The 14,445-nt window shown below is 50.6% G+C and carries 11 protein-coding genes; 2 read left to right on the top strand and 9 right to left on the bottom strand.

Annotated elements, in window-relative coordinates; all coding sequences use genetic code 11:
• Positions 1–75 precede the first annotated feature (75 nt).
• A complete protein-coding gene (gene kch / locus RSC70_RS12640) occupies positions 76–1,260 on the top strand; it encodes a voltage-gated potassium channel protein (protein WP_025798419.1) in 1,185 nt (394 codons plus the stop codon).
• 74 nt (positions 1,261–1,334) lie between these two features.
• On the opposite strand, the gene ridA is transcribed toward kch, so the two are convergent.
• The 6 genes from ridA to aaeX form a co-directional block, all read right to left on the bottom strand.
• Complete coding sequence (ridA, locus tag RSC70_RS12635) at positions 1,335–1,721, bottom strand: 2-iminobutanoate/2-iminopropanoate deaminase (protein ID WP_025798421.1); 387 nt, start codon at positions 1,719–1,721, stop codon at positions 1,335–1,337.
• A 138-nt stretch (positions 1,722–1,859) separates the two neighbouring features.
• Complete coding sequence (pyrI, locus tag RSC70_RS12630; RefSeq protein ID WP_043489007.1) at positions 1,860–2,324, bottom strand: aspartate carbamoyltransferase regulatory subunit; 465 nt, start codon at positions 2,322–2,324, stop codon at positions 1,860–1,862.
• A gap of 14 nt (positions 2,325–2,338) precedes the next feature.
• Positions 2,339–3,274, bottom strand: coding sequence for an aspartate carbamoyltransferase (pyrB, locus tag RSC70_RS12625; RefSeq protein ID WP_282815075.1), 936 nt, complete (start codon positions 3,272–3,274; stop codon positions 2,339–2,341).
• Positions 3,275–3,618: 344 nt separating this feature from the next.
• The gene (gene aaeB / locus RSC70_RS12620) at positions 3,619–5,565 is read right to left on the bottom strand and encodes a p-hydroxybenzoic acid efflux pump subunit AaeB (protein WP_411909377.1); all 1,947 of its coding nucleotides are present in this window, start codon (positions 5,563–5,565) and stop codon (positions 3,619–3,621) included.
• Between the two features lie 111 nt (positions 5,566–5,676).
• The gene (gene aaeA / locus RSC70_RS12615) at positions 5,677–6,600 is read right to left on the bottom strand and encodes a p-hydroxybenzoic acid efflux pump subunit AaeA (RefSeq protein ID WP_040046158.1); all 924 of its coding nucleotides are present in this window, start codon (positions 6,598–6,600) and stop codon (positions 5,677–5,679) included.
• Between the two features lie 19 nt (positions 6,601–6,619).
• Positions 6,620–6,823: a p-hydroxybenzoic acid efflux pump operon protein AaeX gene (aaeX, locus tag RSC70_RS12610; RefSeq protein ID WP_004097177.1), complete on the bottom strand. Its 204-nt coding sequence runs from the start codon at positions 6,821–6,823 to the stop codon at positions 6,620–6,622.
• A 415-nt stretch (positions 6,824–7,238) separates the two neighbouring features.
• Between aaeX and aaeR the strand changes: the two genes are divergently transcribed.
• The gene (gene aaeR / locus RSC70_RS12605; protein ID WP_040046147.1) at positions 7,239–8,159 is read left to right on the top strand and encodes an HTH-type transcriptional activator AaeR; all 921 of its coding nucleotides are present in this window, start codon (positions 7,239–7,241) and stop codon (positions 8,157–8,159) included.
• 133 nt (positions 8,160–8,292) lie between these two features.
• Here aaeR and tldD read toward each other — a convergent pair whose 3' ends face one another.
• The 3 genes from tldD to yhdP are packed head-to-tail and all read right to left on the bottom strand — an operon-like array spanning position 8,293 to position 14,407.
• Entirely contained in the window at positions 8,293–9,738 is a 1,446-nt protein-coding gene (tldD, locus tag RSC70_RS12600) for a metalloprotease TldD (RefSeq protein WP_130970364.1), read from the bottom strand.
• A gap of 6 nt (positions 9,739–9,744) precedes the next feature.
• On the bottom strand, positions 9,745–10,593 hold the full coding sequence (gene nit1, locus RSC70_RS12595) for a deaminated glutathione amidase (RefSeq protein WP_332542611.1): 849 nt from the start codon (positions 10,591–10,593) through the stop codon (positions 9,745–9,747).
• Between the two features lie 4 nt (positions 10,594–10,597).
• Complete coding sequence (gene yhdP, locus RSC70_RS12590; RefSeq protein WP_332542609.1) at positions 10,598–14,407, bottom strand: AsmA2 domain-containing protein YhdP; 3,810 nt, start codon at positions 14,405–14,407, stop codon at positions 10,598–10,600.
• Positions 14,408–14,445: the final 38 nt, after the last annotated feature.

Here is a 14,445-nt window from a genome sequence, read left to right as displayed (position 1 = left end):
AACGCGCCCAGACTCCAACTGTTCATCACTGGCGTTTCGCGCTACACTTTTTTTATTTGAATCAGTCCCTTTGCCGTGAAAAAACTATTCCACAGATTCATATCTTTGTTTAAACCGCACTGGTGTCTGGCCGTGTTGGTGGCCGCGTATGGCTATCTCTTCATGCGTCCGGTGATGCTGAGAGCGTTTGACTATGTGCCAAACGCCATCAGTTCGTTCAGCTCATGGAAAGAGACGCTTTCTGTTACTGGCCTACTTGAAATCCCGCAGTTTGTGCTTGGATTTGGCTTAATACTGATGGCGTTCGGGCTGCTGCTGCGCGCGCGCGTGGCATGGGCATTCTCGTTATTATTATTATTCGTTACCGGCCTACTCAGCTTTCTTTCACCTCAGGAAATGCTGAACCTGTTTCTGTACGCCGTGATATTGCTGATTTTACTCATCGCCTATTGGCGACGTTTTGACCACGCCAGCTTAGCCGCCGGTGGTTTATTTGCGTTAGTCAGCTTTGCGTCTTTACTGCTGTATGCCGTTTTTGGTTCGCTCTATTTGGGTGGCGAATTTGTTCCACCTATTTTAGATATGCCAACGGCGTTCTATTTCTCGGTAGTCAGTATGTCAACGGTAGGCTTTGGCGATATTGTTCCTCATACGGCAACCGCTCGGCTATTTACCGTCTCCGTTATCGTTATGGGGATTACCGTATTTGCGACGTCAATCAGTGCCATTATTGGGCCAGTGATTGGCGGTAATTTAAAACGATTGGTGAAAGGCAGGATTTCTCACGTGATGCGTAAAAATCACTTTATTATCGCGGGTGCCACTCCGCTAGCATTGAGCGTTTATCTCGGGCTTAAACAGCGCGGAGACGCACTGACCGTCATCGTGCCACCCAATGTTTCTCATGAATATCCACCGGATACGGACTTAATTATCGGCGATCCGTCTAATGCCCAAGTGCTGATCGAAGCCGGTGCGGCAAAGGCGAAATTCATTCTGGCGCTGCGTGACGATGATGCAGAAAATGCGTTTATCGTGCTGGCGGCGAAAGAGGTCGCCAATGCGAACACCAAAACTATTTCGGTGGTTAATGCCAGCAAACACCTACAGAAAATTAAGCGCGTTCAGCCTGATATGGTGTTCTCACTTCAACTGCTCGGCAGTGAATTACTGGTGCGCACGCTGAGCGGTGAGCCCATCGACGATAAACTGATTACCGAGCTCTTCTTCGGTAATACGTCGTCAGTGAAAGACGCTTAACCTCAATTTGTTACTGCGCTAAAAACAAAACAGGCCAGCGTTTGCTGGCCTGTATAACATTGATAATCGAGATATTAGCGACGTACTGCGATCGCTTCGATTTCAATTTTCACGTCTTTAGGCAGACGTGCAACTTCAACGCATGAACGCGCTGGGAACGGCGCATTATGCTCAGTGAAGAACGCTTCGTAGGTCGCGTTAACGGTCGCAAAGTCGTTCAGATCTTTAACGAAAACGGTCGTTTTCACAATATCTGATACTTTCAGACCAGCAGCTTCAACGATAGCCTGCACGTTTTCCAGAGACTGGCGCGCCTGTGCGGAAACGTCTTCAGCAACCTGACCATTCTTCGGGTTCACAGGGATCTGACCAGAAGTGATGATCATGCTACCCAGATCAACGCCCTGAACATAAGGACCGATTGCGGCAGGTGCGTTCTCTGTACTGATGATGCGTGACATATCTGCTCCTATAGGATTTCGGATGTATGATGAACATTAAGAATAAATTCGTCACCATTATAGGGAAGCGGCCTACTAAAACCCACCCGCCGCCTCGCAAACCCGAGTTAAATCTGGAAATTTGTATTGAGCTTTAATCTAAATCCCCTGCATCACAGCATGATGTTCAAACTCTTTTTCACAGTACTTACACTTCAATAACACTTCATCTTGGCGCACACGAACTTTAAAGCTGGAAGATACTGGTTCGCTGCGGCTGATACAGTTGCTGTTTGGGCAGTCCAATACGTGGTCAATCTGCTCTGGCAGCGTTGGCGTGAGCTTAAGAACTACTTCGTAGTTATCGATGCGGTTTACCGTCGCTTTTGGCGCATAAATCGAGAGTTGGTTGACCTGCTCTTCGGTCAAAAAGACGTTCTCGATTTTAATCAGATCTTTGCGGCCCTGCGCATTCGAAGGCAGGTTTAAGCCGATAGTAATGCGCTGATCGGTCTCGGTGAGTTTGAATAACGTTAATAGTTTGAAGCCGACCTGAGCTGGAATATGGTCAATCACCGTGCCACGTTTAATCGCTTCTACCTGTAATTTATTATCGTGTGTCATCTTAGCGCCCTCGATTAAAAGTTCAGTTCAGCATTCAAAACTAGAGCCAACAAAGCTTGACGGGCAAAGATGCCGTTTCCTGCCTGCTGGAAATAATAGGCATACGGCGTTTTATCAACGTCGTTGGTGATTTCATCAATACGTGGCAGAGGATGCAGCACTTTCATGTTGTCACGAGCGCCTTCTAAGGACACCGCGCGCAGCACGAACTGAGACTTCACGTTGACGTATTCAGACGGATCCAAGCGCTCTTTCTGTACGCGGGTCATGTACAGAATATCCAGCTCCGGCATCACTTCTTCGATACTGGTATGCAGGCTGTATTGAATGCCTTTTTCATCCAGCATCTTCAAGATATATGCGGGCATCGCCAAAGCCTCTGGCGCGATGAAATAGAAGCGATTTCCTTCAAACTTCGCCAACGCCTGCGTCAATGAGTGCACGGTGCGGCCATATTTTAGGTCGCCGACCATCGCGATATTGATGTTATTCAAACGTCCCTGAGTTTCCTGAATCGTAAACAGGTCGAGCAGCGTTTGAGTTGGATGCTGGTTCGAACCATCGCCCGCGTTAACAACCGGAATCAAACCACAAAACTCAGTGGCCAGTCGCGCCGCACCTTCCTGTGGGTGACGCATCACAATGGCGTCTACGTAGGTGCTGATAACCGAAATGGTATCCGCCAGCGTTTCACCCTTCTTACCCAGCGAGGTATTGCTGCTGTCGGAGAAACCGACGACCGAAGCACCAAGGCGATGCATGGAGGTTTCGAAAGAGAGACGAGTACGCGTTGAGGCCTCGAAGAACAGGCTGGCAATCACTTTGTGTTTCAACAATTCTGGCTGCGGATTCGCCTTCAGGCTTGCAGCAGTGCGTAATACCAGCTCCAGTTCCTCACGATTCAGATCGTTTATGGAGATGATATCTTTGTTATACAACGGATTAGCCATTTCTTGTTCTCCTGTTTTTCGCGCCCGCTGGCCGGGACTACTGGATGTTTAAAATGTAATCAACCCGATCGCTGGGCAAAAAAAAGCCCCTCATTGAGGGGCGATTAACGATCGTTTTAGCAACGGAAGAAAAAAACGGTGGCAGCCGCCTTGTTCAGGCAGGGCGTCTAGTCGACAAGCGACCCAAACAGCACTGATAGCCACAACGTTTTTCATGCAGTCTCCCGGCAAATTGTCGGGCATTATACTCACCCGCAGCGATGCTGCAAGCGCTAAATCACGATTTTTATGATCCTACGCAAACGATTTCTTTTCCTAAGCCCTATTCACCGCATGCTTAGGATTTAATCAATTAGCGCATGCTGGTATTTCTCCAACATGGTCGATAGCCGTTTGACCGGGATCGTAACGGTGTACGGTGCCTGATAGTGCACCAAGCGTTCCTGATACTGATTCAGTTCGTCTAACAAGCGGAAAAAGTATCCTCTTCGCTTGCTGTCGCCACCGGCTGAAATCACCTTATTAGCGGTCGCTCGTATCTGTTTATGGAAATCGGACAGCTCTTGGTTGACCGGAATCGGCGCATTGCGTAAACGCTGGTGAGCGATGATCAACGTCAGCGCCAAACGGTATTTAGCTATGTCATTCGGGAACAGATTCAACAGTTGAAAGAGCTGTTGATACAGCGCCGGCAAATGGTTTTCATTGCGACGCGCCTGATTGGTGGTTAACGCCGATACCGCGCTGTACACAAAGCCATTGAGTAAGGCGCGTCCTGTTCGAGCTTTAGAACGATCGCGGATCAAGAACAGCACAATCATCGCCACAAAGCAGCCGATGATCTGGCCAATCGCGTTGTCTAAAAAGCTGCTGACCGGAAACGTCATCGGGTTGCTTAACACCATAATGTTAATCGTCGAAGCCAAGGTCCCCAGCGATCCTAAGCGACGCTTTTGCACTTCCAAACCGATAACAAACGCCATCAGCCCCAAACTAATACACAGCAACAGCATGCTTTGCTGCGTAGCGGGAAGAATTAGCATGTAAAACAGCGCACCGATCGGCAGCGCCATAATCGTGCCTAGCAGGAAATCAATCGATGCCATGCGTGGGTTCGGCGTGCGCATCGCCAGCGCGGTCACCACGGCAATCATAACCATACAGCCACTGCCGGACGTCCAACCGGTCCACAGCCAGAACAACGCGCCAATGGACGTGGCTGCCCACGTACGCAGGCCGTTGATCATCGCATGATGACGCTCTGCGGAGGCAGGTTTCACCACATACTCGCCTTCAAGAATATTTTCTTCTACCGAGCTGATACTGCTGTTGGTATGCACCCCTTTCGCCAATAGCAGGTAGCGCGTAGCGGCGCCAATCCAACTGCTGATGGTTAGCGGCACCGAGTCCGTGGGCTGCATCGATAGCAGCTGACGCAGCTGTTTCATACGCTTGTGAACGTCACCAATAGTTTCTACCGGCTCAAGGATCAGAACCTGCATTTCGCTGGGGATACGTTCTGGCGCATTTGAGCTGATAAAAAAGGTTTCACAAGCCTGCGTGATCAACGTTAAAGAAACGGTGTTCAACGCCTTCAAACGGCGGTTTACGCGTACCCAACGGGTGGATTCCAACATCAGATTGCTGCGCATCCCATTGAGCGCATTGGTGCCTTTTACTAAATCGTTCCACGATTTATCCAGTACGTCTCGCTCGTCAGGGCGAACGCACATTTGCAGTAACCGGAATTGATCGACGATCAGCGAACTCACCACGCGGTCGATATCACTTTTGATGGAGCGTGGCGAAAAGATAATGTCGGCCAGTACCGCACACACGATCCCTAATACGATTTCACTACAGCGCTCAACCGCATACAGCGGGCTCAACAAGGGTTCCGTTGCCGTTGTCACCACGATAATAAGCGCGGTATAGCCCGCTAAACCGAAGGCATACGAGTTCTCCACGCGCACCAGCGAAGAGATCCAGGTACATATGCCCGCCCATGCGCAGCACAGGAGCATCATCACCAGCGGCGCACGGATAAACAGCATCATGATCAGCAAACCGCCAATCGAGCCGATAAATGTCCCGATAATACGTAGCCAACCACGGTGACGAATCGCGCCAGAGAAAGGCTCGCCACCCGCGGCAAACGCGGGGCCTGCGGCCACAATTGCCGCGGTTAAAACCGACCAGCGCGGTGTTTCAAGCTGCAAATGAAAGCCAAGAAACAGCGCCAGCACGATAGCAAATGCTAACTTACAGGCAAAACGTAAGCGCAAAAACATGCCACCATTATTCATCATTGCCTCTTTCTGCGCTAAAAAGTGATAGGGATTCGCACGTTAACGTGCGTACAAATCCCAATTGAATATCAATGAAAATGCCGTAAGGAGGGCTTAGCCAAATTCGCGCAGACGGTGCAGCAACTGCACAATCGGCGATGACGATTTACGCTCAACGTCTTGCTGATTGCTCACCACCACGGTGGCAGTTGTCCCAGCCGGATAAGGTGTCTCTTGCTCTTTGTTATCGAGCAGAATTTTCACCGGGACACGCTGCGCCAAACGAACCCATTCAAGGTTTGAGTCTACGGTCGCTAAGCCTTTGCTATCCGCGGTAGAGCTTTTGTTGTTCACCCCTGCGGATACGCTGTCTACGGTGCCGTACAGAATACGGTTACTGCCCAGCGGCGTAATTTCCACGCGATCGCCGCGCTGGATGCCGTCGAGTTTGGTTTCTTCCATGTAGGCCAGAATGTAGAAGGTACCCTTTTTCACCAACGCAACCGCCGTAGCACCACGGTTAATGAACTCACCCTGATGCACGTTCAGGTTGGTTATCCAGCCATCGGCTGGGGCACGCACCACGGTACGCTCTAGATCCAGCTTCGCCAGATCGCGCGTTGACTGTGCTTTCGCCAACTGTTGACGCACCGTTGCCAGCACGTTGCTTGACTGGTCGATCTCTTCTTGAGACATCGCCTGAACACCTAAACGTACACGACGCCCAGCCTCTTTCGCTTTTTCACTGACCAGAGTTTGGTAGTAGCGCACATCGGCTTCGGCCTGATTTAGCGCTTCTTGATAACGCGGCTGATCGATAACAAACAGGATCTGCCCTTTCTTCACCAGTTGGTTATCACGAATAGGCACGTCCGATAGCAGGCCGCTGACGTCTGGCGCAATGGCAACCACGTCGGCGGTGAATTTGGCATCACGCGTCCAGGGAGATTCGGTATAAAAGGCCCATGCTTTAAACACGGCAATTGCCGCTACTATCACGATAATCACGGTGATAGCGATGCGGGTCATTTTTATCATAATTTGATTCACAGTGACCTCAGACAAATAAGCAGGTAATCAAGTAGAACAAACAGCAGTACAACGCGGTATTAAACAACGCCGGATGCCAAACAAAGTCGTAGATCCCCGTCGGCTGTAATACTCGCCGGAACAGTAAAAACAGCAGCAAAGCCACCAGCAGTTCAAAAAACACCGGTGGAAAGGACAGGCCAAAAACGACCATTACCGGTAGCAGCCCCATAATTCTCTCCACTCAAATAATATTTAGCCTAGCTCAACGCGGCGTTCTTCGTTGGCTGCATAGCGTTACGAACGATAACTTTTGCCTTACGCGATCCACTAACCGCCCTCACCCTGAAATGCTGGTTGATGGCGTTTAACTCAGAAAAAGGATGTCTGTCAGAGGATGTGAACTACAGGATCTGATGGCAGAAGGACATTTCGTCGTTTCGATACACAGAGGATTATTTCCGCATCGTCAATGACAATATCTTAGCGCAATAATAATCACCATGTATAGAATATGTGAGCTAAATCACTTTTTATTTTAAATAAACAATCAGTCGTTTTTTTAAGCTATCATCGTTACCTCAAAGGCTGATTGTATGGCGTTTTCTCCCATGCAGCCTCACTTCCCTATTAAGGTAGATTGAACAATGGAACGACTTAAGCGAATGGCCGTGTTTGCCAAAGTAGTTGAATGCGGCTCCTTTACTAGCGCAGGACGCCAGCTTGAGATGAGCGTTTCGTCCATAAGCCAAACTATTTCCAAGCTGGAAAATGAGCTGAATATTAAGCTGCTCAACCGCAGCACGCGCAGCATTGGTTTAACCGAGGCGGGGAAAATTTATTATCAGGGCTGCCGGAAAATGTTGCTTGAGGCGCAGGAAGTCCACGAACAGATTTACGCCTTCAACAATACGCCAACGGGCACCTTACGTATCGGCAGTTCATCCACCATGGCACAAAATGTATTGGCGCCGATGACGGCCAGAATGCTGCGTGAATACCCGGGATTGTCGATAGATTTAGTCACCGGCGTTCCTGCTCCAGACCTTATCGCTGACGGGCTCGATCTGGTGGTGCGGGTGGGCGCGTTACAAGACTCCAGCCTTTTCTCTAAGCGCTTAGGCTCCATGCCAATGGTGGTCTGTGCTGCGAAAAGCTATCTCCAACAGCACGGCACGCCTGAGAAGCCCGCAGACATCACCAGTTTTAGCTGGCTAACCTACAGCGTTCGCCCTGACAGTGAATTTGAGCTGATTGCACCAGAAGGGCAAACTCTGCGCCTCTCGCCTCAGGGGCGCTTCGTCACCAATGACTCACAAACGCTCATCCGCTGGCTCAGTGAAGGCGTGGGAATTGCCTACGTGCCGCTTATGTGGGTAATTGAAGAGATAAAACGCGGTGAAGTTGAAATTCTCTTCAGCCGTTACCAATCCGATCCAAGGCCGGTTTACGCCTTACATACCCAAAAAGATAAGCTACCGCTCAAAGTACAGGTTTGTATTAACTATCTCAGCGAATACTTCACCAAGGTTGGGGAGATTTATCAGGATTATCGGCAGGAGGAGTGAGGGTAAAATCCCCACCCTAACCCTCCCCCTCGCGGGGGAGGGAACAGATCGGCGCTCAATTAAGGATCTCGATCTGCTCCTCCCCCTGACAAGGGGGAGGCTGGGAGGGGGTCTTTGGCGAGGAAGATGCAGCTTACGCCGTTCCTCCCACCGTCATTGAATCGAGCTTCAGCGTTGGCTGACCAACGCCAACCGGCACGCTCTGCCCTTCTTTGCCGCATACGCCAACGCCTTTATCCAGCGCCAGATCGTTACCGACCATAGAAATTTGCTGCATGGCTTCAATGCCTGAACCAATCAGCGTTGCGCCTTTCACCGGCTTGGTGATTTTGCCATTCTCAATCAAATAAGCTTCTGACGTAGAGAAGACAAATTTACCCGACGTAATATCGACCTGACCACCAGCAAAATTCGGCGCATACAGGCCATATTCAACGCTAGAAATAATATCCTGCGGCGATGATTTGCCCGCCAGCATATAAGTATTGGTCATGCGCGGCATTGGTAAATGCGCATAAGATTCACGACGACCGTTACCGGTTGGCGCAAGTCCCATTAGGCGAGCATTCATTTTATCCTGCATAAAGCCTTTCAGAATGCCGTTTTCGATCAGTACGTTGTATTGACCTGGAACGCCTTCATCGTCGATTGCCAGAGAGCCACGACGCCCGCTGATCGTACCATCATCAACAACGGTACACAGCTCAGAGGCCACCAACTGCCCCATCTGTCCACTGAACACCGACGTACCACGGCGGTTAAAATCACCTTCTAAGCCATGACCAACTGCTTCATGCAACAGCACGCCCGGCCAGCCTGCGCCAAGCACGACCGGCATTGAACCGGCTGGAGCTGCCACCGCAGACAGATTTACCAGCGCCATGCGTACCGCTTCTTTAGCAAAAGCATCGGCACGCACATCACCATCAACGATCTCAAGGAAGTATTCGTAACCAGAACGGCCACCGCCGCCGCTTGAACCGCGTTCACGGCGACCATCCTCTTCTACCAGCACGCTGACCGAAAGACGAACCAGCGGGCGAACATCCGCCGCCAAGGTGCCATCGGTTGCAGCCACCAGAATTAATTCATACACCCCAGTAATGCTGGCAGACACTTCCTGCACTCGGGGATCTTCCGCGCGCGCAACATTATCAACGCGATGCAGCAGAGCAATTTTCTCTTCACGCGGCAGGCTTTGCAGCGGATCAATGGCGGGATACAGCAAGTTATAAGGCACGTTGCCCAAGGTATGAACTTTGCCATTACCCTGTTCACGAACGATGCTGCGAGCCGCCTGTGCGCTTTGATTCAGTGCATTAAGGGTAATCTGGTCAGCGTAGGCGAAGCCGGTCTTCTCACCGCTAATAGCGCGTACGCCAACGCCCTGATCGATATTGTAAGAACCGTCTTTAATGATACGGTCTTCAATCACCCAAGATTCATGGTAACTGGACTGGAAATAGAGATCGGCGTAGTCAAGCTGACGTTCAGCCAGTGTACCCAATACTGAAAACAGATCTTGATGACTCAGTTTGTTAGCAGCCAATAGCTGCTCACTAACGAACGTCAGACTCATAGCGTTTTACTCTTCATGATCCAAAGGATTAACCAGCGTCGGCTGGAATCGGTTGTGTTGCGCGACCGGCATCTGGGTGCGGATACCTTCAAGTGAGTGAGTATTCACTTTAACTTTAATCGGCATCACCAAATCGGCATTCTGTTCAATAATATTGCCCCAACCGTCTACCGCCATGGTATGTCCCCACGTACGGCGCGTTGCGCCATGACGGCCAACCTGAGCCGGAGCCAAAATATAGCATTGGGTTTCAATCGCGCGAGCACGCAGCAAAATTTCCCAATGAGATTCCCCTGTTACACGGGTAAATGCCGCAGGCACGGAAATAATTTCGGCACCTTTATCGCGCAGCGCTTGGAATAATCCAGGGAAACGTAGATCGTAACAGATAGTCATACCCAATTTACCCACTGGGGTATCGACCACGGTCAGATGTTCACCGTGCTGATAGGTATCAGATTCACGGTAGTGGCCGTGTGTATCTTTAATATCAACATCAAACATATGCAGCTTATCGTAACGCGCTTTCAGCTCGCCTTGATCGTCAAATAACAGGCTGCTGGCGGTGATTTGCTTGCTGTCTCCACGGCTAATTAGCGGCATTGAGCCAATCAGGATCCACACCCCGTAACGGCGCGCCATATCACGAATAGCATCCTGCAACGGGCCTTTGCCTTCTTGCTCGGCCTGCTCGTGATAGGCTTTCGAATCAGCAAACAACAGTGCGTTTTCTGGCGTCATCACCAGCTTGATGTTGTTATTCAACTGTTTGATTTGCTGTTCTATTTGCGCCAGATTCGAACGGGTGTTATCTCCGCTGCACAGTTGCAATAAAGCAATATTTGCATTCCTCATCGTGCTATTTCTCCTTTGGCTGGCGTAAAACTTCGTTAATGGTTGGGTGATCCAAACTGCCTGTAATGTTGTAGCGTATCAGCGATATTTTATTCCACAACGGCGCCAATACTCTTGATGCAGCAAACACGGCGGCTCCAACGACAGGGTTGATGACAAATGCCGTTGCAACGCCGACGGTAGCTGAAATCTCTGGCGCGATGACCGCCTGCATGTCGATACGACGAGTCACAAGGTTCACGTTACCGTCCATCGCAATATCAGCAGCTAAGCCGTCTACCAGTAAGTCATTGGTGGATAGAATACCATCCTTAAACTTACCATTGCCGCGAATGCTGTCATAGTAGAACCCTTGACCGAACGTATCGCTAAAATCGAGTTTTAGTTTACGTAGCAGGGCGTCGAAACTCACCAATCGCAACAGCTGCCCCGCACGGCCGCCGCCCGCATTATCAATTTCACCTTTACCCAGCTTACTGCTTAGCGTGCCATTAAGCGAGTTCACCTGCGGTCGCCACGGTTCGCCTATCCAGTTCAAATCAAGATGAACATCAAACGGCGAATTTTTCAGCGGCGAGCTAAAGCCAAAATAGTCGCTGCTAGTGGTAATGTTAGCGCCTTTAACCTGCACTTTCAGCCAAGTATGATCTTTGCTGTTGCTCTGATTCCACATTCCGCTGAGGGTGACTTTAGTATTTCCGGTGTCGATTAAGCCATTTTTCAACATCAGTTGATCGCCGTTCGGCGTTAAATCTGCGTTTACCTGACGCAGTCGCTGCCCCATCATCCAGCAGTCTTGGCAACGCAGGATCATGCTTGGCCACTGGCTAAAGGAGACACGTTCCACGGCCGGTGGCGCATCGTTGTTTGCTGAAGGCGCAGCACTTGGAGACACAGTGCTCCACTGCGGGTTGTAATATAGGTAGGCCACGTTGGCACGTAACACGTTGTTATTATCTAAATCAGCTTCGCCGTTAATTTCACGTCCTTTCGCGCTGATATGCGTGCCATTCGCTAGCTTTGAAGCCGAAACGGTCAACTGATGCCACGTTTGCCCCGCTAAAATTAGCTGCGGTGTGGTTAGGTTAACCTGCTGCGGATAGCTGAAGTTTGAAGCTGCGGTTCCCGCCTTCTCTCCCAGCGCAGGAGCCAGCGCCGCGAGCCACTCTTCACCATCGAGAGCCGGCAGATTCAACGTTAACGACTCGCTTTCAGGCAACGCCGGTATTTTACGGCTATTGTCGCTCCACGCGGCACGAGCCAGCTTCACACCGTGTTTTTGCAGAATGATTTGGCTATTAAAGTGGTTTTTCGGCCCCAGATTCCCTGTCAGCATGAAACCATTCAAATCGCCTTTAGCATTCACTACCAATGGTAATGCCTGGCCATGTGGTTTATCTAACGGTGACGGTAAGTGACTGCTTACATTTTTCAGATCGGCACTAACCTGAACGTCATACGATGGATGGCCTTTATGCGGCAGCTTAATCGCCACTTTTGTATTCCAAGGCGCAGAACCTGCAACGTCTTTCGCTAACGCCGACGGCATCCACGGCAGCTTCGCGGGTTGCCAATCAGCGTTCATCGCCACATCCACGCCAAAGTCCTGTGCACCTTCCGCCGTTGAGAAGGTGAAGTTTACCGGTTGACCAAACCAAGCGGCATTCATTGGGCTACTGGTTAAGTTGCCATTATCGAAATGCAGCGAACCATTGAGCTGAGTAAAGGTGCTATCCAGCGGTTTGATCAGCAAGGAGTTATTTTTAAAAGCAACGTCACCGGTAGCTCGGGTTTCTTTGCCATCCAGCGGGATATCAAGATGTAAGCGCCCACTGACATCGCCGCCCACTTCCAATTCATCCAAGGCCGCGCCCACAGAATCGGCTAATGGCGATGTTTTGAAGTATTCATGAACGGCCTTGCCAGAACCTGCCACCTTTGCGTCAACCAGCAGCTTTTCTTTTTGGTAAACAGGGATTACGGCCGTGATATCTGTGCCGTCAACGTCACCGAGTTTCGTGTGCGGCGCATTCATCCACAGGCCATCGTTGAGGAAATTCAAATCGATAGCGAGATTATTCAGCGGCTCCCAGTTTGGCTGGAAACGGAAAGTGGCATCACGGAGGGGAACAAAGACTTGGAACTGCCCTTCATTATGCAGATAAGGGAAGTCATGCGGGTTCCCTGCGTAGACCAGCGTGGCATTGTCCACCTTCCCGCCTTCCAATGCGCCGGTGAGATAATCAACCAAATGCGTTCCCATCAAGGGCTCAGGGAAATAGCGCCATGCCTGTGTCGCGTCATACAGACGGATCCCTGACAAGATGCTCAGCCATGGCTGGCCTTCTTTAGGATGCTGATAATTAAACTCGCCGGTCGCCCACAAAGACTTCGCCTGTACGTCAAGATTATCACCCGACAGCGACCAGCCTTTGTCATTGTTGATAAACGTGGCGGAACCGCTGGCGTGACTCACTTCGAGCGGCGCTCGGAACATATCGCCATACGGCAGTAAGCTGTCTTTCAACGAGAATTTCAGGCCCGCGTTCATCGCACTGCCGGATACGCTGCCGTTGAAATGATTAACACCAGGCAGCAATTTCCACGGCTGCCAGCTAACGTCTTGCCATTCCCCGATAAAGCGCGCTCGTTCAGGTTGTTGCAGGGGAATATCAACACCCGCGAAGGCGATATGGCCTTTAGGGCGAATATCGTCCCAGCGCCCTAAGGCGTCAGGCGTAAGAAACGCCAGCGTAGGTAAAATAGGCCCTATGCGTTCTAACTGTAAATCTGTCGCACGCAGACGCAGTTCTTCAGGCTGGTCTGGGCCGATAAAATGGGTATTTTCGGGACGATACATGGCGCTCAACGAGCCTTTCGGCCATGCAACGCCATCGGTGCTCAAATTAAGCTGCGGAATATCAAACGTCCAACCGCCGGCAATGCGCCCAACCTGTAGCGTAAGATTATCCACCGTCAGCTCATGTTGCTTATCCGCGATGCTCCAATTGGCCTCGCCCTGTTTTAACAACAGATGCCCGCCTTGGATTTCGCCATCGGTCACGGTTAACCAAGACGCTAAGCTGAACCGCGCGCTATGCAACCCAGTATTGCGGTTTACCCAGCGACTCAGCCACGGCTTCATCTCTATTTCATCGGCCTGCAAATAAACGGTGCCATCGCTGAGCAAGCCGTTTTTGTCATGCAGATCCATTCTGACCTGCATATTGCCGTGCTGACCTTCCGGCGTGGAGAACATAACCTGACCTTCTGCGCGGTGACGCGTCGCAGTGTTTAGCCAAGTCAGATTAGGGATTTCAAGCTGGATACGCGGGCCCGACGGGCTTGGAAAGGTGATCTTACTGTCGCGCAGGATAAAGTGGTCAAACTGATAAAGGAAAATATCCGTGATGCCATCACTTTCGATGCCCTTTGAATCGGACGAGGAACCGCTTAAAGGCTCATTGCTATCGGCCTGTAAGTGGTAAAAAGTGAGATCGCGGAACTGCCAACGCCAATGCAGCAGAGACTGCCAAACATCCAGCGCAACGGTCACTCGCTGAATGCTGATATTACCTTTTGGCTGCGACACAGAAATATTGCGCACTTCCAGCGTGGGGCCAAACGACTGCCAGTTTGCATCCAGCGCGCCGATTTTTACCGGCACACCAGAATACTGTTCAATCTTTTCAACGATCTGCGGGCGAAATGTTTCAAGGTGAGGCAGAGCCAAGCGCAGGCCACTCACTATCAACGCCACCAGAACAATCAATGCCACCAGTGTCGCTAGTAAGTATCCAGACAGTCGCCTCACGCTCTTCTCCTTGAAATCATAATGGTAAGCTGAGCGTT

The sequence above is a fragment of the Hafnia sp. genome, from assembly GCF_036648275.1.
In the GTDB taxonomy this organism is placed as follows: domain Bacteria; phylum Pseudomonadota; class Gammaproteobacteria; order Enterobacterales; family Enterobacteriaceae; genus Hafnia; species Hafnia alvei.
This window is presented reverse-complemented; position numbering and strand designations above follow the sequence as displayed.

Bases quoted from the DNA above. Each gene is read 5' to 3' on its own strand.
- aaeR (WP_040046147.1), top strand. From the start codon at position 7,239: ATGGAACGACTTAAGCGAATGGCCGTGTTTGCCAAAGTAGTTGAATGC.
- pyrB (WP_282815075.1), bottom strand. From the start codon at position 3,274: ATGGCTAATCCGTTGTATAACAAAGATATCATCTCCATAAACGATCTG.
- nit1 (WP_332542611.1), bottom strand. From the start codon at position 10,593: ATGAGGAATGCAAATATTGCTTTATTGCAACTGTGCAGCGGAGATAAC.
- aaeX (WP_004097177.1), bottom strand. From the start codon at position 6,823: ATGGGGCTGCTACCGGTAATGGTCGTTTTTGGCCTGTCCTTTCCACCG.
- aaeB (WP_411909377.1), bottom strand. From the start codon at position 5,565: ATGTTTTTGCGCTTACGTTTTGCCTGTAAGTTAGCATTTGCTATCGTG.
- ridA (WP_025798421.1), bottom strand. From the start codon at position 1,721: ATGTCACGCATCATCAGTACAGAGAACGCACCTGCCGCAATCGGTCCT.
- pyrI (WP_043489007.1), bottom strand. From the start codon at position 2,324: ATGACACACGATAATAAATTACAGGTAGAAGCGATTAAACGTGGCACG.
- tldD (WP_130970364.1), bottom strand. From the start codon at position 9,738: ATGAGTCTGACGTTCGTTAGTGAGCAGCTATTGGCTGCTAACAAACTG.
- aaeA (WP_040046158.1), bottom strand. From the start codon at position 6,600: ATGATAAAAATGACCCGCATCGCTATCACCGTGATTATCGTGATAGTA.